Genomic DNA, 25059 nt, shown 5'->3' with positions numbered 1-25059 from the left:
GGCCTGTCGCCCGATTGTCACGATTCTAGACTCATCGATTCGCGGCCACAAGAGTCCCGTCCCGAGTATCCCCAGCTTCTTGAGGCGCGGCACCGGCTGTGCGATGGCATGCGCTGGGGAAGCGCCGGGAGCCCGATGGCCAGCATCGTTCAATTCGAGAATGTCGGCCTGCGCTATGGTTCGGGCGACGAGACTCTCTCGGACGTCAGCTTCTCGCTGAACACCGGCGCATTCTATTTCCTCACCGGCCCCTCGGGTGCGGGCAAGACCTCGCTGCTCAAGCTGCTCTACCTTGCCCAGCGGCCGACGCGCGGCACGGTGCGGCTGTTCGGCGAGGATGCCGGCGCCCTGCCCCGCGCCCGCCTGCCCGGCTTCCGCCGCCGCATCGGCGTGGTGTTCCAGGACTTCCGCCTGGTCCCGCATTTGTCCGCCTATGACAATATCGCCCTGCCCTTGCGCGTCGCCGGCGTGTCGGAGAGCGATATCGAGGCGCCGGTGCGCGAGATGCTCGCCTGGGTCGGCCTCACCGATCGCGGCAAGGCCAAGCCGCCGACGCTATCGGGCGGCGAGCAGCAGCGTATCGCCATCGCCCGCGCCGTCATCGCCCGCCCCGAGCTGCTCGTCGCCGACGAGCCCACTGGCAATGTCGATCCCGACATGGCCGAGCGGCTGCTCCACCTGTTCGACAGCCTCAACCGCCTCGGCACCACCGTGGTGGTGGCGACGCACGACTTCCATTTGCTCAACCGCATCCCGAATGCGCACATGATGCGGTTGGAGAAGGGCCGGCTCAACGATCCCACCGGCGCGCTGCGCAACCCGCCGAGGGCGCCGTGAAGCTGAGCCTCAACCCCAACGCGCCTGACCGGCGCCTGCTCGACGAGAGCCGGCGCACCCGCGCGATGACCTGGATCATGGCGATCATGGTGTTCCTCACCGTGCTCGCCGGCGCGCTCGGCCTCGGCATGTTCGCCGCGACCGCGCAGCTCGATCGCCAGCTCTCCGGGCGGCTGACCGTGCAGATCGTCGAGCCCAACGAAGCGGTGCGCGACAGCGAGGCGGCCGCGATCACCGCGGCGGTGGCCAGGGTGCCGGGCGTGGTCAAGGCGCAGCCGGTGGACCGCGAGCGGCTGGCCGAGCTGCTCAAGCCCTGGCTCGGCGATACCGGGCTCGACCCCGACCTGCCGATGCCGGCGATGATCGATGTCGAGGTGCATGGCGGCAACACGGCGGCAGTGGAGCAGGCGGCCCGCGCGATCGTGCCGGGCGCCCGGATCGACCGGCATGCGCAGTGGCTCTCGCCCGTCCGCGGGTTCATGATGACGATGACCTGGCTCGCGCTCGGGCTGATGCTGCTGATCGCCACCGCCACCGCCGCGGTGGTGCTGCTCGCCGCGCGTTCGGGGCTGGACACGCACCGCGACACCATCGATGTGCTCCACATGCTCGGCTCCACCGATGTCCAGATCGCCCGGCTGTTCCAGCGGCGGATCGCGTTCGATACGCTGCTCGGCGGCCTGCTCGGCACCGCGGCGGCGCTCGGCCTCGTCTGGTTCCTGCAGTCGCGGATCACGCTGGTCGGCTCGGAGATGCTGAGCGGCGTGGCGCTGCAGCAGCGCGACTGGTTCCTGCTGCTGCTCCTGCCGCTGAGCTTCGCGCTGCTTGCCACCTTGGCAGCCCGGCGTACCGTGCTGCGCGCGCTGGGCCGCACGCTGTGATTCTGCGCCTGCTCGCGCTGGTGGTGATCGCCTGGCTGCTCGGCTTCGCCGCGTTCATGCTCTCGCTCGGCAAGCCGCTCGAGGGCCGCAAGACCGATGCGATCGTGGTGCTGACCGGCGGCTCCAAGCGGATCGATCGCGGGCTCGAGGTGCTGCGCGCCGGCGATGCCGAGCGCATGCTGGTGAGCGGCGTCGATCCCGATGTGCGCCCCGGCGAGTTCGCGGCGGAATACAAGATCGAGCGCAAGCTGATGCGCTGCTGCGTCGATCTCGGCTGGCAGGCGGTCGATACCCGTTCCAACGCCGAAGAGACCGCGGAATGGGTGCGCGAGCACCAGTACAAGACCGTGCGGCTGGTCACCTCGGACTGGCACATGCCGCGGGCGCGGATGGAGCTGGCCCACACGCTCAAGGGCGTCGAGGTCGTCGGCGATCCGGTGCGCAGCCAGCCCGGCTTCGCCATGCTGTTTCGCGAATATCACAAATATCTGGTGCGGCGGATCGCCCTCCTGCTCGGGGCGAATTGATGAACTTCCTGCGTACGCTGCTCTTCTCGATCGTCTTCTACGGCCTCTCGGTGGTGCTCGTGCTGCTGGTTCCGCTGGTCGCGCTGCTCGGCGGCGATGCGCTCCGCACCTATGCGATGGCCTGGGTGGGGGTGATGACCTGGTCGGCGCGATGGATCCTCGGCATCCGCGTGCGGATCGAAGGCGTGATCCCCAAGGGTCCGGTGCTCTTCGCGGGCAAGCATGAAGCGATCTTCGAGGCGCTGGAGCTGAGCCGCCTGCTCGGCTCGCCCGCCACGGTGATGAAGCGCGAGCTGGCGCAGATCCCGCTCTGGGGCTGGGCGGCCAGGCGCTATGGCGTCATCATCGTCAACCGCACCGCCAATGCTTCGGCACTGCGCGCAATGATGAAGGACGCCAAGGCCGCGCTGGCGCAGGGCCGATCGGTGCTGATCTTCCCTGAAGGCACCCGCGTGAAAGTCGGCGAGCAGCCGGAGCTGCGCTCGGGCTTTGCCGGGCTCTACCGGATGCTCGACCTGCCGGTCGTGCCGATCGCCGTGAGGAGTGGCCATGTCTGGCCCAAGCACGGGATCAAGAAGCCGGGCGTGATCACCTTCCGTTTCCTCGATCCGATCCCGCCCGGCCTGCCCCGCGCCGAAGCCGAGGCGCGGGTGCATGCGGGCATCAACGCGCTGAACGGCTGAGGCTCAGTGCCGCTTGCAATGTAGGATTTCGCCTGCTTGGCTCGCGCAGTCGGGCTTGCCGGACCGCTATTTGAATCTGTTGGAAAGATAGGATCTCACGCGCGCAAGGATGTTGCGAGATGCCGCGCGTTCACGCGAATTGTGTCAACCTAAGCGCCGCGGAAAACCCGCGCTTGGCGTAAACTTGCCCACTTTGCCGAGTCGGCGCCAATGGCGGTGTAGGAAAGCGCGCGCCTAGTCGTGCGAGCGCCCGAAATCGGGGGCGGCATCGTCCTGGCCCTGCTCGATGATCGAGCGGCGGATCGTGCGGGTGCGGCTGAACAGCTCGAACAGCTCGTCGCCCTTGCCCCAGCGGATCGCACGCTGGAGCGCGGTCAGATCCTCGGAGAAGCGCTGGAGCATGTCGAGCACCGCTTCCTTGTTCGCCAGGAACACGTCGCGCCACATCGTCGGGTCCGACGCCGCGATGCGGGTGAAGTCGCGGAAGCCGCCGGCCGAATATTTGATCACTTCGGACTGGGTGACTTCCTCCATGTCCGATGCGGTGCCGACGATCGTATAGGCGATGAGGTGCGGCAAATGGCTGGTGACGGCGAGGACGCGGTCGTGATGGTCGGGCGCCATCGTCTCTACCTGGGCGCCGATGCGCTTCCAGAATTCGCGGACGCGCTCGATCGCGAGTTCGTCGGTGCCCTCGACCGGGGTGACAATGCACCAGCGGCCGTGGAACAGCGTCGCGAAGCCGGCCTCGGGTCCGCTATTCTCGGTGCCGGCCACCGGATGCGCGGGGACGAACACTGCATCGGGAAGCGCGGCGCGCACCGCCTCGACCACGCTTTCCTTGCACGAGCCGACATCGCTGACGATCGCGTCACTGGCCAGGTCCGCGGCCAGGTCCGCCGCCGCCGCGCCCATCGCGCCGACGGGCACGCAGAGGATGACGAAGTCGGCATCGATCGCCGCGGTGCCGGCGGTATCGGCGATGTCGTCGCACAGGTCGATCCGCACCGCGGTCTCGCGCACCGCCGGATCGGCATCATAGCCGGTCACCCGCACGCTCGGCATGTGCTGGCGCACCGCGCGCGCGATCGACGAGCCGATCAGGCCCAGCCCGATGATCGTGACCCGCGCGAAGGGGAGCATCAGTCCTCGCCCGCCAGGCTACGCAGCGAAGCGATGACGCCGCGCGTCTCTTCCTCGGTGCCGATGGTGATGCGCAGGCCGTGCGGCAGGCCCTGGCCGGGCAGCCAGCGGACGATATAGCCGGCGTCCATCAGGCCCTTGTACGCCGCCTCGGCGGTGAGCTGGCCTTCGAACAGCACGAGCACGAAGTTCGCCTGGCTCGGCACGGCGCGCAGGCCCTTGTTGCCCAGCTTGGCGATCTCGTCGGCGAACCAGCGGCGCCACTGCGCATTGTGCGCCTTGGTGTGCGCGACGAAGTCCTCGTCGCCCAGCGCCGCGACCGCTGCCGCGGTGCCCGCGATGGTGATCGAGAAGGGCAGGCGGATGCGGTGCATCGCCTCGATGATCGGCGCCGAGGCATAGCCCCAGCCGATCCGCTCGGCGGCGAGGCCGTACATCTTGGAGAAGGTGCGCGTCACCAGCACGTTGGGCGCGGTGCGGGCCAGCTCCATGCCGCCGTCATCGTCATCGCCTTCGATATATTCGGCATAGGCATGGTCGAGCACGAGCAGCACGTCGCTCGGCAGCCCGGCATGGAGGCGCAGTATCTCCGCGCGCGGCGCATAGGTGCCGGTCGGGTTGTTGGGGTTGGCGACGAAGACGATCTTGGTCTTGTCGGTCACCGAGGCGAGGATCGCATCGACGTCGGTCGCATAATCCTTGTCGGGCGCCACGACGGGGATCGCGCCGACGCGGCGGGTGGCGATCGGGTATACGGTGAAGCCGTAATGGACGTAGATGATCTCGTCGCCCGGCCCGGCAAACGCGCCGGCGGCGAGGTGGAGAACCTCGTCCGAGCCATTGCCATAGATGATGCGGGCGGGATCGAGGCCGTATTTGGCCGCGATCGTCTCGCGCAGCTCGACGGCGCTGGCGTCGGGATAGCGCTCGAGGCTGGTCGCGGCGGTAAGGAACGCGTCGCGCGCCTTTTGCGAGGTGCCGAGCGGGTTCTCGTTGGACGAGAGCTTGGTCACCTTGCGGCCGTCATCGGTGGTGGAGCGCCCCGGCACATAGGGGGCGATTTCCATGATCCAGGGCTTGGGAACTGGTGCGGTCATGGTCGCGCGGCTTGGCGGAATGGTTACCGGATGGCAAGGGTCGCGCTTTAGTGCTTCATGGTTAAAGGGAGCCACGGAGGGGCAATGCGGGGGAACGGGATCGTCTGGCGCGCGCTGGAAGCGGCGCGCAGACGCAATCTGGCAGCGATTGGCGAGGCGATGCCGGTCAAGGGCGCAAGCGGCGCCACGCGGCGCGGCGTGCTCAAGGCGATGGCCGCGGCACCGCTCGCCGGCGCCCTGCCCCGCCCGGCCATGGCGAGGCCGAACGGACGCGTGGCGATCATCGGCGGCGGCATCGCCGGGCTCACCGCGCTCCACCATCTGCGCGCTGCGGGCGTCGATGCGTTTCTTTACGAAGGCCGGGGTCGCACCGGCGGGCGGATGTACACCCACAAGGCCGGCGACTGGACGTTCGAGGCCGGCGGCCAGCTGGTCAACACCGATCACTACGACATGCACGCGCTGCTCAAGCGCTTCGGCATCGCGCTGGTCGACCGCAAGGGCGAGCCGCACGACACGCTGATCCTGGCGAATGGCCGTCTCGTCACCGATGACGAGCTCGCCGAGGCGCTTCGCCCCATCGCCGCGCAGATCGGCAAGGATGCCGACCGGCTCGACAAGGACCAGGCGCGGGTGGCGCCCGATCTCGATCGGATGTCGATCCACGATTATCTCGACAAGTATGCGGCGCTGATCCGCGCGCCCTGGCTGCGCCAATTGCTCGAGGCAACCAGCCGCACCGAATATGGCGTCGAGCCGAAGCGCGCCTCGGCGATCGAACTGATCTTCAACCTGCCGACGGTGGAAGGCCAGCGCGCCGAGGTGCTGGGCGGTGCCGACGAGCGCTATGTGATCGAGGGCGGCAGCTCGGCGCTGGTCGAGGCGATGACTGCATTCTACGCCGACCGGATCGCCACTGGAAAGCGGCTGCTCCGGGTCGAGCCGGGGCTCAAGCTCCATTTCCTCGACGGCTCGGCCGAGACGGCCGACACGCTGATCGTCGCGGTCCCCGCGCCGCTCACCCGCCAGATCGACTTCCGCGTGCCGCTTCCCGCCGATTGGCGCGCCTTCATCGAGGTGATGGAGCTGGGCTATAACGAGAAGGTCCAGTCGGGCACCAATGCGACGCCGTGGCGCCAGCCGATGGGCGTCGGCGGCGAGCTGTGGCAGACCGATTCGGACGCCGGCTGGGCGCTTGGCTGGGACGGCAGCGTCCACCGCAAGGACGGGATCTCGCCGGTCTGGACCTGGTTCCTCGGCGGCGACGAAGTGCTCCGCGCCGAGAGCGAAGCGCCCTCCGCGCTGGCCAAGCGCTTCGCCGCCAGCGCCGCCCCGGCGATCCCCGGCCTGGTCGAGGCGGCCACCGGCCCCTTCACCCGCACCAACTGGCACGCCCAGGCCCTGACGCTCGGCGCTTATTGCAACTATGCCCCCGGTCAGCTCACCCGCTTCTCCAAGCTGCTCTGCGTCGAGGATGAAGGCGGCAACCAGGTGCCCCATGCCGGGCGGATCTGGTTCGCCGGCGAGCACCTCTCCGATGCCTTTCCGGGCTATATGAACGGCGCCGCGCAGACCGGGCGGATGGCGGCGGCGGCGATCCTCGGCAAGGCGATCGACGCCAAGGTCGCTTGAACCGCGGGGCGCGCGCCCCTAACGACCGGGAATGTCCGTCGATCCGCGCTTTGGCACTGGCCGCTCGGTAACGCTGCCGGGGCCGCTGCGCCTCGACGGCGGGGTGCTGCTCTCGCCCGTCGACATCGGATACGAGACCTATGGCACGCTCGCCGCCGATGGCGGCAACGCGATCCTGGTCTGCCATGCGCTGACCGGCGACCAGCATGTCGCCTCCGAGCATCCGCGCACCGGCAAGCCCGGCTGGTGGACGCGGATGGTCGGGCCGGGCAAACCGATCGATACCGACCGCTATTTCGTGATCTGCTCGAACGTGCTCGGCTCTTGCCTCGGCAGCTCGGGGCCCGCCACGATCAACCCCGCCACGGCCAAGCCCTGGGGGATGAGCTTTCCGGTGATCACCATCCGCGACATGGTGCGTGCGCAGGCGATGCTGCTCGACCATCTGGGCGTCGAGAAATTGTTCGCGGTCGTCGGCGGATCAATGGGCGGGATGCAGGCGCTTAGCTGGGCAGCGACCTTCCCCGAGCGCGTCGCCTCCGCGGTGGTCATCGCCAGCGCGGCGCGGCATTCGGCGCAGAACATCGCCTTCCACGAAGTCGGCCGCCAGGCGGTGATGGCAGATCCCAAGTGGAATGGCGGCGACTATTACGAGGCGAACGATCCGCCCGTCGCCGGCCTGGCGGTGGCGCGGATGGCGGCGCACATCACCTATCTCTCCGAGGCCGGGCTCACCGCCAAGTTCGGGCGCAAGCTGCAGAGCCGCGAGACCAAGACCTTCGGCTTCGACGCCGACTTCCAGGTGGAGAGCTACCTCCGCCACCAGGGGCTGGCGTTCGTCGACCGGTTCGACGCCAACTCCTATCTCTACATCACCCGCGCGCTCGACTATTTCGACCTGGCCGAGGAGCATGGCGGGCTGCTCGCCGATGCGTTCAAGGGCAAGGACACGCGCTTCTGCGTGGTGAGCTTCGACACCGACTGGCTCTATCCGACGAGCGAATCGCGCACGATCGTCCATGCGCTCAACGCCGCCGGCGCGCGGGCGAGCTTCGTCGAACTCAAATCCCCCTTCGGCCATGACGCCTTCCTGCTCGAGAGCCCCGAGCTCGACCGGGTGGTGGGCGGCTTCCTGGAGGCGGGCAAGCCATGAGCGACTATCGCATCTCGTTCGACAAGGCCGAGCTCGATCTCGACCTGATCCACGCGTTCCTGAGCGGGTCGTACTGGGCCAAGGGCATCCCCAGGCACATCGTCGAGACTTCGATCAAGAACAGCTTCTGTGCCGGCGTGTTCGCCAAGGACGAGGACGGCAAGGACGAGCAGGTCGGCGTCGCCCGGCTGATCACCGATCATGCTACCTTCGCCTATCTGGCAGACGTGTTCGTGCTGCCGGCGCATCGCGGCAAGGGCGTGGCGCGGCAGATGCTCGAAGCGGTACAGGCGCATCCCGAGCTGGCCGGCCTCCGGCGCTGGCTGCTGTTCACCCGCGACATGCAGCCGCTCTACGCCAAGCTCGGCTGGACCCAGATCCCGCATCCCGAGCGCTGCATGGAGCGGCACCAGGTGGATCTCTACACAGGATGACGCTGCGCCCGGACCTTGCGGTGATCGCCGCCAATGTCGCCGCGGGCAGCCGCGTGCTCGATGTCGGTTGCGGCGACGGCGCGCTGATGGCGGCGCTGCGCGACCAGCGCCAGGTCGATGCGCGCGGGCTCGAGCTCGATGCCGGCGACGTCGCCGCCGCAGTGGGCCGTGGCCTATCGGTGGTGCAGGGAGATGCCGATACCGACCTGGCCGACTATCCCGACGGCAGTTTCGACTATGCGATCCTGAGCCAGACGCTGCAGACCACGCGCCGGCCGGACCTGGTGCTCGAGCACCTGCTGCGCATCGGCAAGCACGCCTTCGTCTCCTTCCCCAATTTCGCGCACTGGCGGGTGCGGGCCTCGCTGCTGTTCGGCGGGCGGATGCCGGTGACGCGGCTGCTGCCGATCGCCTGGTACGCCACCCCCAACATCCACCATGTGACCATCGACGACTTCCGCGCGCTGGTCGAAGAGCGCGGGATCCGCATCGAGGGCGCATGGTTCCTGAAGGGCGACCAGAGCACGGCCTCGGCGATGGCGAACCTGCTCGCCGAACATGCCGTGTTCCTGCTGAGGAGGTGACATGATGCGGACGGTGAAGCGGCTCCATCCGGCCTTTCGCGACGATATCGGCGATCTCGTCACCCGGCGGCCGGTGCCGGGCCCGGCGATCGGGCATGTCGGCGCCTTCCTGTTCCTCAACCATCACGGGCCGCAGACCTATCCGCCGAACAATCGCGGCCTCCCCTTCGGCCCGCATCCGCATCGCGGCTTCGAGACGGTGACCTTCATCCTCGACGGCGAGCTGGCGCATACCGACAGCGCCGGCCATGCCAGCATCATCCGCGCCGGCGGCATCCAGTGGATGACTGCGGGCAGCGGGATCGTCCATGCCGAGGTCTCGCCGGCCGACTTCAAGCGCGACGGCGGACCGATGGAGATCCTCCAGCTCTGGGTGAACCTGCCCGCCCGGCTGAAAATGACGGCGCCGCGCTATGTCGGCGCGCAGGCCGCGGCGATCCCGACGGTGGCCACCGACGGCGCCACGGTGCACCTGATATCGGGCGACTTCGGCGGGACCAGCGGCGTCGTCGATTCGCTGACCGGCGTGTTCCTGTGCTGGGTCGAGATCGAGGCCGGCGGCAGCGTGACCTTCGACCACCTCGCGGGCCGCGAGGTGTTCCTCTATGGCGGCCGGGGCATGTTCCACGTGGAAGGCACTGCGGTGCCGCATTTCCATCTCGCCGAACTCACGCCCGGCGACAGCGTGACGATCACCGCCGACGCGCCCGCGCTCTTCCTGTTCGGCCATGCCGCGCCGATAGACGAGACGATCGTCGCGCACGGCCCGTTCGTAATGAACAGCGAGGCGGAGATCCGCCAGGCGTTCCTCGATTACCAGGCCGGCAAGTTCGGCGTCGCCGAGATCGTCGAAGCCTAGTTCGCCGCGCCCCAGTTGACGGTGACGTTGGTGACTGCCGTTCCCGACTCCGCCGTCACCTTGAGCGTGCGCGTGTCGCCCTGGGCGGCGCTGAACGACTTGCCGTCCTCGATGCTGAGCGACAGGCCCTGGGCGATCGCCTGCTGCTTCGACCAGGCGAGCACGCTCGAGGGCGAGCCGAAATCGGTGTAGATCACCGTGCCGCTGCGCTTGCCGGTCACCGCGCCATCGCCGCTCGTGCAGCTGATGATCTTGGCTTCCTTGAAGATCGGCACCCAATCGGGCTTGTCGTTGCAGGTGCCCGCCGCGACCTTGGCGGGCACGCCCTTCGACGTCGCGTCGATCACATTCTGCGCGGCGGGGTCGTCGGTCGTCTTGGGGCCGCCACAGCCCGCAGCCAGCAATGCCAGCCCGATCACAACCATCCGCATCGCATCTTCTCCCGATCAGAACGGAACGTCGTCGTCCAGGTCATCGGGGAACCCGCCACCGAAGTTATTGTTGCCGCCGCCCGCGCCGGCGCCGCCCGAGCGCTGGCCGCCGCTGTTGAAATTGCCGCCGCCGCGGCTCGAGGACTGGCCGGCGAACTCGTCGCCGCCGCCGCTGGCACCCCAATCGTCGCCGCCCGAGGAACGGCCGCCGCCAGCACCGCCGCCGGCCCCTGGCGCGCCGTCGAGCATGGTCAGCACCGAGTTGAAGCCCTGGAGCACGATCTCGGTCGAGTAGCGGTCCTGGCCCTGCGCATCCTGCCACTTCCGGGTGGTCAGCGCGCCTTCGATATAGACCTTGCTGCCCTTGCGCAGATAGCGCTCGGCGACATTGGCAAGGCCTTCGTTGAAGACCTTGACCGTGTGCCACTCGGTCTTTTCCTTGCGCTCGCCCGAGTTGCGGTCCTTCCAGCTTTCGGACGTGGCGATGCGCAGCTCGACGACCTTGCCGCCGTTCTGGAAGCTGCGGCTCTCGGGGTCGCGCCCGAGATTGCCGACCAGGATGACCTTGTTGACGCTGCCCGCCATGGAAACTCCGCTTCTTATTCTCTATTCGTGTGGCCAGACGATATGGCCGAGATCATCAACCTGAACAAGGCGCGCAAAGCCAAGGCACGCACCGACAAGACGGTTCGTGCACAGGAAAATCGCGCGCGCTTCGGCCGCACCAAGGCCGAGAAGCAGGCCGAGGCCGCCGAGGCGGCGCGGATCGCCCGGACGATCGACGACGCGAAGCGCGACTGAGCCCGTCCAACAGCGCAGGATCGGAAGTTCACAAAGTTCACGCCATTGGCGCGTTTCGCGGCGCCTTAGATTGACACAATTCCCGCAAACGCGCCGCATCTCGCAAGATTATTGCGCTGGCGTGATCCTATTCCTCCAACCGGTGCAAAGAGCGGCCGGGATGGTTCCCGGACCGGGCGAGCCAAGCACGCGCGGTCCAACATTGCAAGGGAAATGTATCCCTTTTGTTCTATGGCGCAGGCCGAGCCCAGGGTCGCGAGCGACGCGGCAGAGAAACCCTGGGCCCCGGCTTTCGCCGGGGATCAACTGCGGGAGATCAGAGCCCCAGCGCCACTGCGCTCCAATAGGTGAGCCCCGCCGAGACATAGGCGAGCGCGAAGAGATAGCCGATCATGAACAGCGGCCATTTCCAGCCATTGGTCTCGCGCCGCGTCACCGCGATCGTCGAGATGCATTGCGGCGCGAAGACGAACCACATCAGGAAGGCAAGCGCGGTCGGCAGCGTCCAGCGCTTGCGCAGATTGTCGGTGATCGTCGCCTCGCCCTGGGCGTCGTCGGGATTGTCGACCGCATAGACGGTGCCGATCGCCGCGACGGCTGCTTCGCGTGCCGCCATCGCCGGCAGCAGCGCCAGCGAGATGTCATGATTGAAGCCGATCGGCTTGACCACGACTTCGATCCCGCTCGCGATGCGGCCGGCGATCGAATATTCGCTCTGCTTCTGCCCGGCGGGCGCCTGGGGGAAGGTGGCGAGCAACCAGAGGATCGCCACCGTGGCGGCGATGGTGGTGCCGGCGCGCTTGAGGAAGATCAGCGCGCGCTGCCACAGGCCGAGCAGCACGTCGTTCAGCCGCGGCATCTGGTACTTCGGCATCTCCATCATGAAGCCCGAGGTCGCGCCCTTGGTGACCGTATGGCGCAGGATCAGCGCCGCGCAGAAGGCGCCGACGATGCCGAGGATATAGAGCCCGAACAGCACCAGTCCCTGCAGCCCGACGCCCGGCAGCACCGCGCGCTCCGGGATCAGCGCGCCGATGATGATCGCATAGACCGGCAGGCGGGCCGAGCAGGTCATCAAGGGCGCGATCAGGATCGTCGTCAGCCGGTCCTTCTCGTCGGCGATCGTGCGCGTCGCCATGATGCCGGGCACGGCGCAGGCGAAGCTGGAGAGCAGCGGAATGAAGGCGCGGCCCGACAGGCCGACGCTCGCCATCACCCGGTCCATCAGCATCGCCGCGCGGACCATGTATCCGGTCGCCTCTAGCACCAGGATGAAGGCAAACAGGATCAGGATCTGCGGCAGGAAGACGACGACCGCACCGACACCGGCGATCAGGCCCTGGACGAGGAAATCGCGGACGAAGCCGGCAGGCAGCGCGCCCGCGACGCTATCCGAGATCCAGCCCATGCCGGCGGTGATCCAGTCCATCGGCGCCGTCGCCAGCGTGAAGACCGACTGGAACATGACGAACATCAGCGCGAGCAGGATGACCGGGCCGGCGACCGGGTGGAGCACCACCGCATCGATCCGGTGCGTCCAGCGGCGAGCCGCGGTCTCCGAGACGGTGACCGCGGTGGCGATCTGGCGGGCGCGACGCTGGAGGACGACGATATCGTGCTGGACGCCGGCGCCCTCGCGCAGCTTGTGATTGCCCTTGATGACCTCGCCGAGCCGCTCCTTCAGCGCATCGAGGCCGCGCTTGCGCACCGCGACGGTGGCGACCACCGGCACGCCGAGCTCACGCTCGAGCGCTTCGGCATCGAGCACCAGCCCGTCGCGCTCGGCCATGTCGACCATGTTGAGCGCGACCACCATCGGCAGGCCGAGCGCAGCGAGCTGGAGCGTGAAGCGCAGGTGATTGTCGAGATTGGTGGCGTCGACGACGACGATGATCCCGTCGGGCAGCCGCTCGCCTTCCTGCTTGCCGAACAGCACGTCGCGGGTGACCGCTTCGTCCGGGCTGGAGGGATCGAGGCTGTAGGTGCCCGGCAGGTCGAGCAGCTCGACCGGGCGGCCATCGGGCAGCGCCAGCCGGCCGGCATGGCGCTCGACAGTGACGCCGGGATAGTTGCCGACCTTCTGGCGCGCGCCGGTCAGCGCATTGAACAGCGCGCTCTTGCCGGCATTGGGATTGCCGACCAGCGCGATCAGCGGGGCGGCGTTCATGCGCCGGGACTGACGAGGATGGCGCCGGCGACGTGTCGGCGCAGCGCGACGATCATCCGGCCGATCCGGCAGGCGATCGGGCCGCCGCCGAGCAGCCCCGACTTGTGGAGCAGCTCGACCTCGACGCCCTCATCGAGCCCCAGCTCGCGCAGGCGCCGGCTCTCGGGCTCGCTCAGCTTGCTCCAGTCGACCGTCGCGACGGCGCCGGGCTTGTGGCGGGGCAGGCTGGCGAGCGGAATGGGCACGGGAATCACAGCGGGGGCATTCATGCTGCGAGTCATTATCAATTGCGGGGAGCTGGCGCCAGTACCTTCAATCCCTCTTCCATTGGGAGAGGGAGGGAGCGCCGAAGGCGCGGAAAGGTGAGGGTCGCAGGATGAGTCACCCTCACCCTTCCCACGCGCTTCGCGCGCGGGCCCCTTCCCTCTCCCAATGGGAGAGGGAAATTCAGACCGCCGGGTAGCGCAGGCGGCCGATGAAGCGCGACAGGCTGAAGCGATGCTCGGGCGGGGTCAGCCATTTCGCCTTGGCGCGCTCGAACTGCATGATGTTCTCGATCCGGCGGGCGAGGAAGGCGCGGGTATCGGCCTGGCCCTCGCTCTCGTCGTCGAGGAAGACCGCGATCGTCGCGGCATAGACGGCGCCGAGCGTGGTGCGCTTGCTGTAATGGTTATAGTCGGTCGCGGTGTCGCCGGCGGCGCGCCACATCGCGTCGGCCGCGCGCCAGCCAAGCTGGGCGCCACGCACCGCGTTCTGCGGCATGGCGAGGATGGCGAGCGCGCGGCGCAGCGCGTCGCGGTGGGGGGCGGCGAGATCGAGCCGGGCCTCGACCAAGGCGGTGATGCGCGCGCGGATCTTCATGCCGCCAAGCTGCTCGGGGGTGAAGCGGGCGAGCATCGCGGCGTCGATCGCGGCGAACCAGGCATCGATCATCGCGACCGGGCCATCGGTGAAGGCAAGATGGGCGACGTCGCGGTCGACGCCGAGACTGTCGGCGGCGGCATCGACGGCGCGCAGGTTCCAGCCGTCGAACGCGGCATTGGCCGCCACCTGCGGCGCGAGCGCGGCGCGCAGTTCGTCGAGAGTCGCGTCCTTGAGGTCCATCATGCCGGTTTAGGCTCCTCCGCCTCGGGCGCAACCCGCGGACCGCCGCTGCGCACCAGCACCAGCGCGATCGCGACGAGCACGGCGCCGAGCAGGTCGGCGGGGCCGAGCGTCTCGCCATAGACGATCCAGCCGACCGTGCCGGCGATGATCGGCTGGGTGAGCAGCGCAATGCCGACGATCAGCGGCGAGAGATGGCCGATCGCGTAGATCATCAGCCCCTGCCCCACCACCTGGCTGGCGAGCGCCAGGCCGATCAATATGCCCCAATGCGTGGGCCAGAACTGCTCGCCGAGCAGATGCGCGGCGATGAGGAGCGGCAGCACGCTGGCCAGCGTGGAGAGCGCGAGCGCGGGGATCGGCGCCATCGCCGCGCGGGCCTTGCCCATCAGCACGAAATAGACGGTGTAGAGCGTGCCGGCGAGCAGGCAGAGCAGGTCGCCGGCGAGATGCTCGGGCGAAAGCTGGAAGGAGCGGCCGAGCAGCAGCGCGGCACCCGCCGCGGCGAGCGCCAGCGCCAGCCCCTGGGTCCGGCTCGGCCAGGCGCGGGCGATGAAGAAGCCGTATACCGGGTACATCAGCGTCGCCGAATTGCCGAACAGCGTGGCGTTGGCGAGCGTGGTCTTGAGGATGCCGAGATGCCAGCTCGCCAGGTCCGCGGCGAAGGCGACGCCGCCGAGCGCGATCGGCAGCCACAGCGCGCGGGCGGCAGCGAAGGGCCTCTTCTGCCCGGCAAAGGCGAGCGCGACCAGCACCGGCACCGCCAGCGCGATGCGCCAGAAGCCCGCCGCGACCGGGCCGACATCGGCGAGCCGGACGAACCACGGCCCGAAGGCGAGCGCCATGTTGCCGCCGAGCAGCGCGGCGATCGGCAACGCATTGGCGTTTTGCGCGAGAATAGCTTTTCTTGGGGCGGCGGGACGATGCATGCGCCCCCTTAGCTTCCTATTTCGCCCGCGTCACAGTCATCAGGGAATTTGCCGACAATGCCGAGCCTGTTCGATCCGATCCAGCTGGGCGCGATCCACGCGCCGAACCGCATCCTGATGGCGCCGCTCACCCGCGGGCGCGCGACCCGCAGCCATGTGCCGACGCCGGTGATGGCGGACTATTATGCGCAACGGGCAAGCGCCGGGCTGATCATCACCGAGGCGACCGGCATCAGCCAGCAGGGCCTGGGCTGGGCCTATGCGCCGGGGCTGTGGACCGACGAGCAGGTGGAAGGCTGGAAGCCGGTGGTCGAGGCGGTGCATAAGGCGGGCGGGCGGATCGCCGCGCAGCTCTGGCACATGGGCCGGCTGGTCCATCCGGACTTCATTGGCGGCGAGGCGCCGGTCGCGGCGTCGGCGAACACCGCGCCGGGCACGGTGCGCACCTATCCGGCCGAGGAGAGCGGCGAGATCAAGCGCCCCTATGCCCAGGCACGGCCGCTGCGCGTCGACGAGATCCCCGGCCTGCTCGACGATTATGCCCGCGCTGCGCAGAACGCGATCCGCGCCGGGTTCGACGGCGTGCAGGTCCATGCCGCCAACGGCTATCTGATCGACACCTTCCTGCGCGACAACAGCAACTTCCGCGACGACGACTATGGCGGCTCGATCCCCAACCGCATCCGGCTGCTCAGGGAAGTGACGCAGCGCGTGGCCGACACGGTCGGCGGCGACCGCACCGGCGTGCGCCTTTCGCCCAATGGCGAAGTGCAGGGCGTCAACGACAGCAATCCGGCGCCGCTGTTCGAGGCAGCCGCCGCCGCGCTCGACGCGATCGGCATCGCCTTTCTCGAGATGCGCGAGCCACGCGCGACCGGCACGCGCGGCAAGCCCGATCATCCCCCCGTGCACCCGGGGATGCGCAAGGTCTTCAAGGGGCCGCTGATCCTCAATTCGGACTATCATCTCGACGATGCCCAGGCAGCGCTCGACGCAGGCGAGGCCGATGCGATCGCCTATGGCCGCACCTTCCTCGCCAATCCGGACCTGCCGCGGCGGCTGCGAGAGGGGCTGCCGCTCAACGAACAGCGCGAGGAATTCTTCTATATCGGCGGTGCCGAGGGCTATTCGGACTACCCCGCGGCAGCCTAGCCCTTGCCGGTATCGACGGCGGTGAGACCGGTGGTGACGGCAGTGCGGAGGCCGTCGCGCACCTTGGTGTTGAACAGGACAAAGGCCAGCGGTAGGGCGATCGGCCAGCCGATCACCAGCACCAGGACAACCAGCGCTGCCAGGATCACGAGCAGCACCGCCGCGAGCTGGCCCTGCCCGTCCTGATTGAGCCGGATGCGGCGCGGACCTTCATTGTCGTACCAGCGCGCCGTGACGAAGCTGACGCCCTCGTCGCCCGGATAGCCAGCGGGCGCGGGCGCCGGACCCGGCTGCGGGCGCGGACTCGGACGCGGCGGCGGGGCGGGCGGCGCTTCCATCTTGCGGCGCTGTTCGCCCGGCATTTCCGGCGGCGGCGCGGCGACGCGCTGGACGGGCTCGCCCGACCAGCTGTCGACCACGACCAGCCGGCGCCCCTGCTCGACTACGCGATAGCGAGACGGGGGCATGTCCATCGGCTCAGCCGAACTTGCTCTTGAGCGCGAGCATCGCCAGCGCGGCCTTGGCAGCCTCGCCGCCCTTGTCCTTCTCGTCGGGCCTGGCGCGGGTCAGCGCCTGCGCCTCGTTCTCGACGGTGAGGATGCCGTTGCCGATCGGCAGCGAATCCATCGCCAGCGCCATCAGCCCGCGGGCGCTCTCGTTCGAGACCACTTCGAAATGATAGGTCTCGCCGCGGATCACCACGCCCAATGCGACGAACGCGTCGTAGCGGCCGGTCTCGGCGGCCATCGCCACGGCGCCGGGAATCTCGAGCGCGCCGGGGACGGTGATCGTCTCATGGCTGTGCCCGGCTTCCTCGATCGCGGCGCGCGCGCCTGCAAGCAGCAGGTCATTCAGATGCGCGTAGAACCGCGCCTCGACGATCAATACACGTGCCAAGTCATTCTCCGGTGTCGATGGGACGCTCGCCGACGATCGACAGGCCATAGCCATCGAGCCCCACGAGCGTGTGATGCGTGTTGGTGAGCAGGATCATGTCCTGCACGCCGAGTTCGGTAAGGATGGTCGCGCCGACGCCATAGTCGCGCAGCTCGTCCATGTCCTTGGGCTCGAGCGTGCCGGCACGGGCCTGGAGCGCGACGGTGAACTGGTCCGGGCGCGGCTTGTTGATCACCACGACGACGCCGGCGCCTTCCTCGGCGATCAGCTCCATCGAGCGGCGCAGCAGCCCGCCGCGCGCGCCGCCTTCGCCGAACATGTCGGAAAAGGGCGAGAGTGCGTGCATGCGCACCAGGGTCGGCTTGGCCGAGTCGATCCTGCCCTTGACCAGCGCGACCTGCTCGGTCTCGGTGGCCTTGTTCCAGAAGGTCATCGCAGTCCACTCGCCGCCCCATTCGCTCTCGAAACGCGTCTCGGCGCGCTTTTCGACGAGATGGTCGTGACGGCGGCGATAGGCGATCAGGTCGCGGATCGTGCCGAGCTTGAGATTGTGGAACTGCGCGAAAGCGATGAGATCGTCGAGACGCGCCATCGTCCCGTCGTCCTTCATGATCTCGCAGATCACGCCCGAGGGATTGAGCCCGGCGAGGCGCGCCAGATCGACCGCGGCCTCGGTATGGCCGGTGCGGACGAGGACGCCGCCGTCGCGCGCGATCAGCGGGAAGACATGGCCGGGCGAGGTGATCGCATCGGGGCCATTGGCCGCATCGATCGCGACAGCAACCGTGCGCGCGCGGTCGGCGGCGGAAATGCCAGTCGAAATGCCTTCCTTCGCCTCGATCGACACCGTGAACGCCGTGCCGAGCGGGGTGCCGTTGACGCGCGCCATCGGCTCGAGTTGCAGCTGGCGCCCGCGCTCGGCGGTGAGCGCCAGGCAGATCAGCCCGCGCCCGAAGCGCGCCATGAAGTTGACGGCGTCGGGCGTCGCCATCTGGGCGGGAATGACGAGATCGCCTTCGTTCTCGCGATCCTCGTCATCGACCAGGATGACCATGCGGCCGTTGCGGGCCTCGTCGATCAGCTCCTCGGGCGAGGAGAGGAAGGCGTGCTTGAGGCGGGCGAGTTCAGGCTTTGCCACGGAGCGCCTCCATGCGCTGCAGATAGCGGGCGAGCACGTCGATCTCGAGATTGACGGCCTGTCCGGGTTGAAGTGCTCCGAATGTAGTGACGGAAGCGGTGTGGGGAATGATGTTGAGGTCGAATTCGACGCCGGCATCGGTATCGCGCACTGCGTTGACGGTGAGCGAGACGCCGTCGACGGTGATCGAGCCCTTGGGCGCCACGTAGGGCGCGAGCGCCTTGTCCGCTTCGATCACGACATGGTGTGAGCCGCCGATCTCCTCGATCGACTTCACCGTGCCGATGCCGTCGACATGGCCGGTGACAATATGCCCGCCCAGTTCGTCGCCGAGGCGCAGCGCACGCTCGAGGTTGAGCTTGCGACCCGAGATCCACATGCCGGGCGCGGTGCGGCTGATCGTCTCGCCCGAGACGTCAAACGCGACCCAGCCTGACGCCTTGTCGACCACCGTCAGGCACACGCCCGAGCAGGAGATCGAGGCGCCCAGGTCTATGCCGGCGGTTTCATAGGCGGTGGAGACGCGGACATGCAGGTCACCCTGCTTCTCCGCGGCATCGACCGTGCCGATATCGGTGACGATTCCTGTAAACATCAGGCGCGCTCGTAGACCTCCATCCTGTCACTGCCAAGCATGCGGCTATCCTGCAGCCGCCAGCGGCCCTGCGCATCCCCCAGCCGGGTAAGCCCGATGTCGCCGAGCGCGGGCTTGCCGTCGCCGATCAGGATCGGCGCGCGGTAGAACAGCAGCCGGTCGACCAGGTCGGCGCGTAGGAACGACGCGGCGGTTTCGGCGCCACCTTCGACAAAGAGATGATCGACGCCTTCGAGGGTGGCGATGTCTTCGGGGCGCCTGAGATCGCCGGTCGACGACAGCATCAGCCGGCGCGGCGAGCGGTCCTCGAGGCCGGGCAAGCGTACGTCGAGGCGCGGCTGGTCCACCGCCATCGTGCGGCGGCCGACCAGGATGGCGTCATGCCGCGCGCGCTCGAGATGGGTGTGGGCGCGGGCTTGGGCGCCGGTGATCCATTGGCTCTCGCCCGAGGCGAGCGCGATGCGGCCGTCGAGCGAGGTGGCGAGCTTGAGCGTGACGAAGGGGCGATGCTTTTCGAGCCGCGTCAGGAAGCCGGCCATCGCTCGGCGCGCCTCGGCGGCACGGACGCCTTCGATGACTTCGATCCCGGCGGCGCGCAGGCGCGCGGCTCCTGCACCGTTGGTTCGCGGATCGGGATCGCCGAGCGCGATCACCACGCGGGCGACGCCGGCCGCGACCAGCAGGTTCGCGCAGGCCGGGCCGCGCGCCGATTCATGGGCGCAGGGCTCGAGCGTGACGTACGCAGTTGCGCCGCGCGACTTTTCGCCGGCTGCAGCGAGCGCCATCGCCTCGGCATGCGGGCGTCCGCCGGGCTGGGTCCAGCCGCGGCCGGCCACGACGCCGTCGCGGACGATCACGCAGCCGACATTGGGATTGGGCGCAGTCCGCCCGCGGCCGCGCTCCGCCAGAGCGAGCGCGGCACCCATGCAGCGCGCGTCGCTCAGAAGCCGTGCTTGGTCAGCCAATCGTCATATTTCTTGAATTCGGCCTGGCGCTTCTTCTGCGCCGCCTCGAACGCGGCCTTGCGCTTCAGCTCCTCGGGCAGGTCCTTGGCCTGCTGCGCCTTGATGTCCGCATCGCTGCGATCGAGGCGCCATTGCTGCACATAGATGATGTCGCGCTTGTAGGGCGTCGCGACATTGGAATCCTTCACGAACATCCACAGGATCACCAGCGTGATCAGCATCGCGAGCATCATGAACCACAGCTCATAGGGCTTGCGGGTGGCAAGCCAGCGGCGCAGGTCGCCGAACGCGCGCAGGGGATTGTATTTCTGGAGGTACTGCATCTCGCTGCCGAAGATAGGGGCGCGGGGGCCCGAGAGCCAGCCCCCGCGCACCGCCAGTCCCTGTTACTGGTCCTGGATCCGGAAGGTGACGCTGAGCGTCAGCCAGCTTTCCTCGGCGACGCCGCCACGGGTCGCCGGCTTGAACCGCCATTTCGACAGCGCCTGACGCCTGGTCGCGTCGAAGAAGGCAGGGCTGGTGGCGCTGACCTGCTCGACCGCCTTGACCCGGCCATCGGCGCCGACCAGCACCTTGACCGAAACCTTGCCGTCGCGCTGGCCGCGCAGCTCGATCGCGGGATATTCGGGCTGGAAGGCATCGGCGTAGCGCGGATCGCGCCGGGCGACGAAGAAGGCAGGCGCGGGCTCGACGCGCGGCTCGGCCTTGACCAGGGGCCCGGTATCGACCGGCGGCTTGGCAATGTCGGGCAGCACCGGCGGGATGTCCGGCGTGGTCTTCATCACGACGTCGCTATCGGTCTTTAGGATCGGATCGGGCGCGGTGATCGGCGGCTGGGTGGGCGTCTTGGCCTTGATCTCGGGCTTCTCGGTCGGCTCCGGCGGGGGCGGCATCTTCTCGATGACCGGATAGGTCTCGATCGGCTTGTCGATGAAGGTTTTCACGAAATTGGGCGAGGAATAGATCATCCCGGTGATGATCGCGCCGCTGAACAGCAGCGAGGCCCCGATGCTGGCGGCACGCGGTTTGCGGGGCTGGTAGCGAGTATCGGCATACATGGCGTTGCACTCCATCTCCACGCCGGTCTGAGGCCGGCTTCAGTGATGATACAACATTACACAACTCAGGTAAATAGTTCCCGAATCATCCGCTGCGGAGACGATCCAGGGCATTTTCCTTGCCGATCAGCGGCAGCAGCGCCGCCATGTCCGGCCCATGCTCGCGGCCGGTGAGCGCGAGTCGCAGCGGCAGGAAGAGCGCGCGGCCCTTGCGGCCGGTGGCTTCCTTGAGCGCGCCGGTGAGGGCGGGCCAGGGGTTTGCCCAGTCGAGCGTCACGGCGATCCCGGCGGCCTGGGCGAGGAAGGCGCGATCCTCCTCGGCAATCTCGGCGGTCACCGGGCCCTCGACGACCTGCCACCAGTCCGCCGCCTCGGCGACCGTCGAGAGATTGGGGCGGATCGCTTCCCAGCCCGCCTCGGTCATGCCGGCGGGGAGCCGCTCACGCACCGCGTCGAAGCCGAGCTGGTGGACGATGCGGGCGTTGAGCTGGGCGAGCTCCTCCTCGTCGAAACGGGCGGGTGCGCGGCCGAAACGGGCGAAGTCGAAGCCGGCGACCAGCGGCGCCGGATCGACATAGGGCTCGACCGGATCGCTGGTGCCGAGCCGGGCGAGCAGGGCAATCAGCGCCTCGGGCTCGATGCCGAGCTCGCGGAAATGATCGATGCCGAGCGAGCCGAGCCGCTTGGAGAGCTTGCCCTCATTGCCGGTGAGCAGCGCCTCATGGGCGAAACGCGGGGCAGCGGCCCCGAGCGCCGCGAACATCTGGAGCTGGGTCGCGGTGTTCGAGACATGGTCCTCGCCGCGCACGACATGGCTGATGCCCATGTCGATATCGTCGATCACCGAGGGGAGGAGATAGAGCCAGGAGCCGTCGGCGCGGCGGACCACCGGGTCGCTCATCGTCCTGGGATCAAAGCGCTGGGGGCCGCGGACCATGTCGTCCCATTCGATCATGGCGTCATGATCGAGCTTGAAGCGCCAGTGCGGGCGCACGCCCTCGGCCTCGAGCCTGGCCCGGTCCTCGCCGGTAAGGGCGAGCGCGGCGCGGTCATAGACGGGGGGCAGGCCGCGGCCGAGCAGGACCTTGCGCTTGAGCTCGAGCTCCTGCGCAGTCTCATAGGCCGGATAGACGCGGCCGGCGGCCTTCAATTCCTCGAAGCGCGCCTCGTACAGGCCGAAACGGGCCGACTGGCGCTCTTCGCCGTCGGGGTTCAGCCCCAGCCAGGCGAGATCGGCGCGGATCGCCGCGACGAAATGCTCCTCCGAGCGCGCGCCATCGGTATCGTCGATCCGCAGCAGGAAGCGGCCGCCATTCGCTCTCGCGAACATCCAGTTGTGGAGCGCGGTGCGGATATTGCCGACGTGCAGATTGCCGGTGGGGCTGGGCGCGAAACGGGTGGTGACGGTCATCGCGGCGCTCTACCGGGCGCCGCCGATGCACGCAAACGGCTCAGAAACGGCGCAGCCCCGAGCGCTCGAGAATAGCACGCAGCCCATCCATCTGCCCCGGTGCCAACGCCGATGCCGGGATGACCTGATATTGCAGGTCGTTGAAATAGAGCAGGAAGCCGGCGGGCGCTTTGTGCCAGGCGTGATAATCGGCCCAGGCCAATGCGGTGGTACCGACGGCAGCGTCCGACGACAGCCCGGCCGCCGACCAGGTTACCGTGACAGGCTGTTTCCAGATCGGGCTCTGCGACACCAGGCGGCGGATTCGGCGCGGCGCCGCAGGGAAGAGCAGGAGATAGATCAGTGGAACCAGCAGCACGATCTCGACGGCGAATATCAGCATCCACCACAGCGGATCCTCGCCGAGCGCCAAGCCAAGGACTGCCCCCAGCACGAGCATGATCGGAATGCCAATCGCCATCCGCGTCAGCCCGCGCCGCGAGCGCATATAGCGCCAAAGATGCGCCTTCGCGGCGGCGATCTGGGGTTCTTCGCCGAGCACATAAGTCACACTTGTCGCAGGTTCGTCGTGGACAATCGCCATCCGCTCTTTTCAACCCCGCCCTTTGCCCTCTAATGCGCGCCCAGCGTAGCAAACCTGGGGAGTGGCGCACATGAAACTGTTGGCCGGCAATTCGAACGCGCCGCTCGCCAAGGCGATCGCCGAGTATCTCGAGATTCCGCTCACCCAGGCCAATGTCCGCCGCTTCGCCGACGAGGAGATCTTCGTCGAGATCCTCGAGAACGTCCGCGGCGAGGACGTCTTCGTGATGCAGTCGACCAGCTATCCGGCGAACGACAACCTCATGGAGATGCTGATCATGATCGATGCGCTGAAGCGCGCATCGGCCAAGCGCATCACTGCGGTGCTCCCCTATTTCGGCTATGCCCGCCAGGACCGGAAGCCCGGCCCCCGCACCCCGATCTCGGCCAAGCTGGTCGCCAATCTGGTGACCACCGCCGGCGCCGACCGCGTGCTCTCGGTCGACCTGCACGCGGGGCAGATCCAGGGCTTCTTCGACATCCCGACCGACAATCTTTTCGCCGCTCCGGTGATGAGCGCCGACATCCATAGCCGCTTCCCGGGCAAGCAGTGGATGGTCGTCTCGCCCGACGTCGGCGGTGTGGTCCGCGCCCGCGCGCTGGCCAAGCGGCTCGACAACGCCCCGCTCGCCATCGTCGACAAGCGCCGCGAGCGGCCGGGCGAATCCGAGGTGATGAACATCATCGGCAATGTCGAAGGGCGCTTCTGCATCCTGATCGACGACATCGTCGATTCGGCAGGCACGCTCTGCAACGCCGCCGCCGCGCTCAAGGCGTCGGGCGCCGAGGATGTGGTCGCATATTGCACCCACGGCGTGCTCTCGGGCGGCGCGGTCGCCCGGGTCGACGGGTCGGCGCTGGCCGAGCTGGTGATCACCGACTCGATCGGCAACCACGCGGTGATCGCCGAGAGCAGCAAGATCCGCCATCTGACGATCGCGCCGTTGCTGGCGGAGGCGATCAAGCGCATCGCGGACGAGAGCTCGGTTTCCTCGCTGTTCGACTGATTTGGTTGACGGCAAAGTGAAGGGAGTCGACCAACATTCTTTCACTTTGCCGCTTTCGCCCGGCCGCCGCGTGGAACGGGCGAAGGGCACGGCGCTGGTCATGACGACGACCAGACCATGCAAAATCCTACATTGAAAGCCTAAAATACGGCCTCGGCGACGAGGGCGGTGCCGACCAGCATCATCAGCACATAGATCGCAGTGTAGAAGCGCGCCGCGTCGACCCTGCGCACCAGCCAGACGCCCGCGACGGTGGAAACCAGCGCCAGCGGCAGCAGCGCGGCCGACGTCATGACGTTAGCTGCGGTGAACTGGCCGAGCGCCCAATAAGCGGGGACCTTGATCCAGTTGGTCGCGGCGAAGAAGAGCGCGGTGGTGCCGACGAGCAGGTCGCGGGGCAAATTGCGGGGCAGCACCCAGAGCTGGAAGGGCGGCTGGCCGGCATGGGCGATCTGGCTGGTGAAGCCCGAGGCCACGCCGAAGATCGAGCCGATCCAGTCGGGCCAGCGCGCAGTATCGCTCGGTGTCGCGTGGCGGGCGGCCCACAGGCGATAGGCCCCGAAGACGATCGAGATCGCGCCGACCATCGCCATCACCGCGGCGGAAGAGACGCTCGCCGCGAACCAGTAGCCGAGCGCAATGCCGAGCATCGAGCCGGGCAGCATCCAGCCGAGCAACCGCCAGTCGACGGTGCGGCGGAAGGCCCATACGCCGACAACATCCTGCGCGATCAGGATCGGCAGCGTGATCGCGGCGGCGCGGACGGGATCGATCGCGAAGGCGAGCAGCGGGAGCGAGAGCGCGCCCATGCCGGCGAACCCGCCCTTGCTCAGGCCGAGCAGGATCACCGCGGGGACGGCGAGCGCGTAGAAATGCCAATCGGTGATCATACCCAGCCCCATGCCTCAACCGTCATCCCCGCGAAAGCGGGGACCCATCTCGTGCGCGCGGAGCAAATACCACCGTTGCGATCGTGGAGGGTCCAGGAGATG

General features: G+C 68.2%; 30 protein-coding genes. 12 read left to right on the top strand and 18 right to left on the bottom strand.

Annotation, left to right across the window (positions count from 1 at the left end; genetic code table 11):
• Positions 1-135 precede the first annotated feature (135 nt).
• Genes ftsE through ABLE38_RS09485 form a run of 4 tightly spaced genes read left to right on the top strand, consistent with a single transcriptional unit; the run spans position 136 to position 2928 of the window.
• On the top strand, positions 136-837 hold the full coding sequence (gene ftsE, locus ABLE38_RS09500) for a cell division ATP-binding protein FtsE (protein WP_348973908.1): 702 nt from the start codon (positions 136-138) through the stop codon (positions 835-837).
• Complete coding sequence (locus ABLE38_RS09495; protein ID WP_348973907.1) at positions 834-1718, top strand: FtsX-like permease family protein; 885 nt, start codon at positions 834-836, stop codon at positions 1716-1718. The genes ftsE and ABLE38_RS09495 overlap by 4 nt, the downstream gene beginning before the upstream one ends.
• Complete coding sequence (locus ABLE38_RS09490) at positions 1715-2245, top strand: YdcF family protein (RefSeq protein ID WP_348973906.1); 531 nt, start codon at positions 1715-1717, stop codon at positions 2243-2245. Before ABLE38_RS09495 ends, ABLE38_RS09490 begins: the two co-directional genes overlap by 4 nt.
• Positions 2245-2928 (top strand): lysophospholipid acyltransferase family protein, encoded by a 684-nt coding sequence (locus ABLE38_RS09485; RefSeq protein ID WP_348973905.1) that lies wholly within the window; start codon positions 2245-2247, stop codon positions 2926-2928. Before ABLE38_RS09490 ends, ABLE38_RS09485 begins: the two co-directional genes overlap by 1 nt.
• 234 nt (positions 2929-3162) lie before the next feature.
• Here ABLE38_RS09485 and ABLE38_RS09480 read toward each other — a convergent pair whose 3' ends face one another.
• Both ABLE38_RS09480 and hisC read right to left on the bottom strand, forming a co-directional pair.
• Positions 3163-4071, bottom strand: a complete 909-nt coding sequence (locus tag ABLE38_RS09480; RefSeq protein ID WP_348973904.1) for a prephenate/arogenate dehydrogenase family protein — start codon at positions 4069-4071, stop codon at positions 3163-3165.
• Positions 4071-5168, bottom strand: a complete 1098-nt coding sequence (hisC, locus tag ABLE38_RS09475; RefSeq protein ID WP_348973903.1) for a histidinol-phosphate transaminase — start codon at positions 5166-5168, stop codon at positions 4071-4073. The genes ABLE38_RS09480 and hisC overlap by 1 nt, the downstream gene beginning before the upstream one ends.
• A gap of 84 nt (positions 5169-5252) precedes the next feature.
• Here hisC and ABLE38_RS09470 point away from each other — a divergent pair, with 84 nt between their 5' ends.
• The 5 genes from ABLE38_RS09470 to ABLE38_RS09450 are packed head-to-tail and all read left to right on the top strand — an operon-like array spanning position 5253 to position 9830.
• Positions 5253-6800 carry an NAD(P)/FAD-dependent oxidoreductase gene (locus ABLE38_RS09470; RefSeq protein ID WP_348973902.1) on the top strand — a complete coding sequence of 516 codons (1548 nt, stop codon included), beginning with the start codon at positions 5253-5255 and terminating at the stop codon, positions 6798-6800.
• 31 nt (positions 6801-6831) lie between these two features.
• Positions 6832-7953, top strand: a complete 1122-nt coding sequence (locus ABLE38_RS09465; RefSeq protein WP_348973901.1) for a homoserine O-acetyltransferase — start codon at positions 6832-6834, stop codon at positions 7951-7953.
• Positions 7950-8387: a GNAT family N-acetyltransferase gene (locus ABLE38_RS09460; RefSeq protein ID WP_348973900.1), complete on the top strand. Its 438-nt coding sequence runs from the start codon at positions 7950-7952 to the stop codon at positions 8385-8387. The genes ABLE38_RS09465 and ABLE38_RS09460 overlap by 4 nt, the downstream gene beginning before the upstream one ends.
• The gene (metW, locus tag ABLE38_RS09455) at positions 8384-8971 is read left to right on the top strand and encodes a methionine biosynthesis protein MetW (protein WP_348973899.1); all 588 of its coding nucleotides are present in this window, start codon (positions 8384-8386) and stop codon (positions 8969-8971) included. The genes ABLE38_RS09460 and metW overlap by 4 nt, the downstream gene beginning before the upstream one ends.
• 1 nt (position 8972) lies before the next feature.
• Positions 8973-9830, top strand: a complete 858-nt coding sequence (locus tag ABLE38_RS09450) for a pirin family protein (RefSeq protein WP_348973898.1) — start codon at positions 8973-8975, stop codon at positions 9828-9830.
• Here the strand turns inward: ABLE38_RS09450 and ABLE38_RS09445 are convergent.
• Together ABLE38_RS09445 and ssb are read right to left on the bottom strand one after the other, a co-directional pair.
• On the bottom strand, positions 9827-10261 hold the full coding sequence (locus ABLE38_RS09445) for a hypothetical protein (protein WP_348973897.1): 435 nt from the start codon (positions 10259-10261) through the stop codon (positions 9827-9829). The two genes, ABLE38_RS09450 and ABLE38_RS09445, sit on opposite strands and share 4 nt — an antisense overlap.
• A gap of 15 nt (positions 10262-10276) precedes the next feature.
• A complete protein-coding gene (gene ssb, locus ABLE38_RS09440; RefSeq protein WP_348973896.1) occupies positions 10277-10846 on the bottom strand; it encodes a single-stranded DNA-binding protein in 570 nt (189 codons plus the stop codon).
• A gap of 42 nt (positions 10847-10888) precedes the next feature.
• Here ssb and ABLE38_RS09435 point away from each other — a divergent pair, with 42 nt between their 5' ends.
• Positions 10889-11062 (top strand): DUF4169 family protein, encoded by a 174-nt coding sequence (locus ABLE38_RS09435; protein WP_348974478.1) that lies wholly within the window; start codon positions 10889-10891, stop codon positions 11060-11062.
• 316 nt (positions 11063-11378) lie between these two features.
• Here ABLE38_RS09435 and ABLE38_RS09430 read toward each other — a convergent pair whose 3' ends face one another.
• The 4 genes from ABLE38_RS09430 to ABLE38_RS09415 all read right to left on the bottom strand — a co-directional run bounded on the left by ABLE38_RS09430 (position 11379) and on the right by ABLE38_RS09415 (position 15262).
• Positions 11379-13229, bottom strand: a complete 1851-nt coding sequence (locus ABLE38_RS09430; RefSeq protein WP_348973895.1) for a ferrous iron transporter B — start codon at positions 13227-13229, stop codon at positions 11379-11381.
• Positions 13226-13498, bottom strand: a complete 273-nt coding sequence (locus ABLE38_RS09425) for a FeoA family protein (protein ID WP_348973894.1) — start codon at positions 13496-13498, stop codon at positions 13226-13228. The genes ABLE38_RS09430 and ABLE38_RS09425 overlap by 4 nt, the downstream gene beginning before the upstream one ends.
• 178 nt (positions 13499-13676) lie before the next feature.
• Positions 13677-14333, bottom strand: a complete 657-nt coding sequence (locus ABLE38_RS09420; protein WP_348974477.1) for a COQ9 family protein — start codon at positions 14331-14333, stop codon at positions 13677-13679.
• Positions 14333-15262 (bottom strand): DMT family transporter, encoded by a 930-nt coding sequence (locus ABLE38_RS09415; RefSeq protein ID WP_348973893.1) that lies wholly within the window; start codon positions 15260-15262, stop codon positions 14333-14335. Before ABLE38_RS09415 ends, ABLE38_RS09420 begins: the two co-directional genes overlap by 1 nt.
• A gap of 57 nt (positions 15263-15319) precedes the next feature.
• Here ABLE38_RS09415 and ABLE38_RS09410 point away from each other — a divergent pair, with 57 nt between their 5' ends.
• On the top strand, positions 15320-16414 hold the full coding sequence (locus ABLE38_RS09410; RefSeq protein WP_348973892.1) for an alkene reductase: 1095 nt from the start codon (positions 15320-15322) through the stop codon (positions 16412-16414).
• On the opposite strand, the gene ABLE38_RS09405 is transcribed toward ABLE38_RS09410, so the two are convergent.
• The 9 genes from ABLE38_RS09405 to ABLE38_RS09365 form a co-directional block, all read right to left on the bottom strand.
• A complete protein-coding gene (locus ABLE38_RS09405; RefSeq protein WP_348973891.1) occupies positions 16411-16881 on the bottom strand; it encodes a hypothetical protein in 471 nt (156 codons plus the stop codon). The genes ABLE38_RS09410 and ABLE38_RS09405 overlap by 4 nt on opposite strands.
• 10 nt (positions 16882-16891) lie before the next feature.
• Positions 16892-17311 (bottom strand): 6,7-dimethyl-8-ribityllumazine synthase, encoded by a 420-nt coding sequence (gene ribH / locus ABLE38_RS09400; protein WP_348973890.1) that lies wholly within the window; start codon positions 17309-17311, stop codon positions 16892-16894.
• A gap of 1 nt (position 17312) precedes the next feature.
• Positions 17313-18449, bottom strand: a complete 1137-nt coding sequence (ribB, locus tag ABLE38_RS09395; protein ID WP_348973889.1) for a 3,4-dihydroxy-2-butanone-4-phosphate synthase — start codon at positions 18447-18449, stop codon at positions 17313-17315.
• Complete coding sequence (locus ABLE38_RS09390) at positions 18436-19044, bottom strand: riboflavin synthase (RefSeq protein WP_348973888.1); 609 nt, start codon at positions 19042-19044, stop codon at positions 18436-18438. Before ABLE38_RS09390 ends, ribB begins: the two co-directional genes overlap by 14 nt.
• Positions 19044-19970 (bottom strand): bifunctional diaminohydroxyphosphoribosylaminopyrimidine deaminase/5-amino-6-(5-phosphoribosylamino)uracil reductase RibD, encoded by a 927-nt coding sequence (gene ribD / locus ABLE38_RS09385; protein WP_348974476.1) that lies wholly within the window; start codon positions 19968-19970, stop codon positions 19044-19046. Before ribD ends, ABLE38_RS09390 begins: the two co-directional genes overlap by 1 nt.
• Before the next feature lie 14 nt (positions 19971-19984).
• Positions 19985-20332: a hypothetical protein gene (locus ABLE38_RS09380; RefSeq protein WP_348973887.1), complete on the bottom strand. Its 348-nt coding sequence runs from the start codon at positions 20330-20332 to the stop codon at positions 19985-19987.
• A 63-nt stretch (positions 20333-20395) separates the two neighbouring features.
• Complete coding sequence (locus ABLE38_RS09375) at positions 20396-21067, bottom strand: TonB family protein (RefSeq protein WP_348973886.1); 672 nt, start codon at positions 21065-21067, stop codon at positions 20396-20398.
• Between the two features lie 85 nt (positions 21068-21152).
• Positions 21153-22478: a glutamate--tRNA ligase gene (gene gltX / locus ABLE38_RS09370; protein WP_348973885.1), complete on the bottom strand. Its 1326-nt coding sequence runs from the start codon at positions 22476-22478 to the stop codon at positions 21153-21155.
• Between the two features lie 40 nt (positions 22479-22518).
• Positions 22519-23061 carry a YcxB family protein gene (locus tag ABLE38_RS09365; protein WP_348973884.1) on the bottom strand — a complete coding sequence of 181 codons (543 nt, stop codon included), beginning with the start codon at positions 23059-23061 and terminating at the stop codon, positions 22519-22521.
• Between the two features lie 70 nt (positions 23062-23131).
• Between ABLE38_RS09365 and ABLE38_RS09360 the strand changes: the two genes are divergently transcribed.
• Positions 23132-24067: a ribose-phosphate pyrophosphokinase gene (locus ABLE38_RS09360; protein WP_348973883.1), complete on the top strand. Its 936-nt coding sequence runs from the start codon at positions 23132-23134 to the stop codon at positions 24065-24067.
• A gap of 140 nt (positions 24068-24207) precedes the next feature.
• On the opposite strand, the gene ABLE38_RS09355 is transcribed toward ABLE38_RS09360, so the two are convergent.
• Entirely contained in the window at positions 24208-24957 is a 750-nt protein-coding gene (locus ABLE38_RS09355; protein ID WP_348973882.1) for a sulfite exporter TauE/SafE family protein, read from the bottom strand.
• Between the last annotated feature and the right edge of the window lie 102 nt (positions 24958-25059).

Origin of the sequence: Sphingomonas sp. KR3-1 (genome assembly GCF_040049295.1) — a bacterium.
Taxonomy (GTDB): Bacteria; Pseudomonadota; Alphaproteobacteria; order Sphingomonadales; family Sphingomonadaceae; genus Sphingomonas.
This window is presented reverse-complemented; position numbering and strand designations above follow the sequence as displayed.

Bases quoted from the DNA above. Each gene is read 5' to 3' on its own strand.
- ftsE (WP_348973908.1), top strand. From the start codon at position 136: ATGGCCAGCATCGTTCAATTCGAGAATGTCGGCCTGCGCTATGGTTCG.
- ABLE38_RS09485 (WP_348973905.1), top strand. From the start codon at position 2,245: ATGAACTTCCTGCGTACGCTGCTCTTCTCGATCGTCTTCTACGGCCTC.
- ABLE38_RS09480 (WP_348973904.1), bottom strand. From the start codon at position 4,071: ATGCTCCCCTTCGCGCGGGTCACGATCATCGGGCTGGGCCTGATCGGC.
- hisC (WP_348973903.1), bottom strand. From the start codon at position 5,168: ATGACCGCACCAGTTCCCAAGCCCTGGATCATGGAAATCGCCCCCTAT.
- ABLE38_RS09470 (WP_348973902.1), top strand. From the start codon at position 5,253: ATGCGGGGGAACGGGATCGTCTGGCGCGCGCTGGAAGCGGCGCGCAGA.
- ABLE38_RS09465 (WP_348973901.1), top strand. From the start codon at position 6,832: ATGTCCGTCGATCCGCGCTTTGGCACTGGCCGCTCGGTAACGCTGCCG.
- ABLE38_RS09460 (WP_348973900.1), top strand. From the start codon at position 7,950: ATGAGCGACTATCGCATCTCGTTCGACAAGGCCGAGCTCGATCTCGAC.
- metW (WP_348973899.1), top strand. From the start codon at position 8,384: ATGACGCTGCGCCCGGACCTTGCGGTGATCGCCGCCAATGTCGCCGCG.
- ABLE38_RS09450 (WP_348973898.1), top strand. From the start codon at position 8,973: ATGATGCGGACGGTGAAGCGGCTCCATCCGGCCTTTCGCGACGATATC.
- ABLE38_RS09445 (WP_348973897.1), bottom strand. From the start codon at position 10,261: ATGCGGATGGTTGTGATCGGGCTGGCATTGCTGGCTGCGGGCTGTGGC.
- ssb (WP_348973896.1), bottom strand. From the start codon at position 10,846: ATGGCGGGCAGCGTCAACAAGGTCATCCTGGTCGGCAATCTCGGGCGC.
- ABLE38_RS09435 (WP_348974478.1), top strand. From the start codon at position 10,889: ATGGCCGAGATCATCAACCTGAACAAGGCGCGCAAAGCCAAGGCACGC.
- ABLE38_RS09430 (WP_348973895.1), bottom strand. From the start codon at position 13,229: ATGAACGCCGCCCCGCTGATCGCGCTGGTCGGCAATCCCAATGCCGGC.
- ABLE38_RS09425 (WP_348973894.1), bottom strand. From the start codon at position 13,498: ATGAATGCCCCCGCTGTGATTCCCGTGCCCATTCCGCTCGCCAGCCTG.
- ABLE38_RS09420 (WP_348974477.1), bottom strand. From the start codon at position 14,333: ATGGACCTCAAGGACGCGACTCTCGACGAACTGCGCGCCGCGCTCGCG.
- ABLE38_RS09415 (WP_348973893.1), bottom strand. From the start codon at position 15,262: ATGCATCGTCCCGCCGCCCCAAGAAAAGCTATTCTCGCGCAAAACGCC.
- ABLE38_RS09410 (WP_348973892.1), top strand. From the start codon at position 15,320: ATGCCGAGCCTGTTCGATCCGATCCAGCTGGGCGCGATCCACGCGCCG.
- ABLE38_RS09405 (WP_348973891.1), bottom strand. From the start codon at position 16,881: ATGCCCCCGTCTCGCTATCGCGTAGTCGAGCAGGGGCGCCGGCTGGTC.
- ABLE38_RS09390 (WP_348973888.1), bottom strand. From the start codon at position 19,044: ATGTTTACAGGAATCGTCACCGATATCGGCACGGTCGATGCCGCGGAG.
- ribD (WP_348974476.1), bottom strand. From the start codon at position 19,970: ATGGGTGCCGCGCTCGCTCTGGCGGAGCGCGGCCGCGGGCGGACTGCG.
- ABLE38_RS09380 (WP_348973887.1), bottom strand. From the start codon at position 20,332: ATGCAGTACCTCCAGAAATACAATCCCCTGCGCGCGTTCGGCGACCTG.
- ABLE38_RS09375 (WP_348973886.1), bottom strand. From the start codon at position 21,067: ATGTATGCCGATACTCGCTACCAGCCCCGCAAACCGCGTGCCGCCAGC.
- gltX (WP_348973885.1), bottom strand. From the start codon at position 22,478: ATGACCGTCACCACCCGTTTCGCGCCCAGCCCCACCGGCAATCTGCAC.
- ABLE38_RS09365 (WP_348973884.1), bottom strand. From the start codon at position 23,061: ATGGCGATTGTCCACGACGAACCTGCGACAAGTGTGACTTATGTGCTC.
- ABLE38_RS09360 (WP_348973883.1), top strand. From the start codon at position 23,132: ATGAAACTGTTGGCCGGCAATTCGAACGCGCCGCTCGCCAAGGCGATC.
- ABLE38_RS09355 (WP_348973882.1), bottom strand. From the start codon at position 24,957: ATGATCACCGATTGGCATTTCTACGCGCTCGCCGTCCCCGCGGTGATC.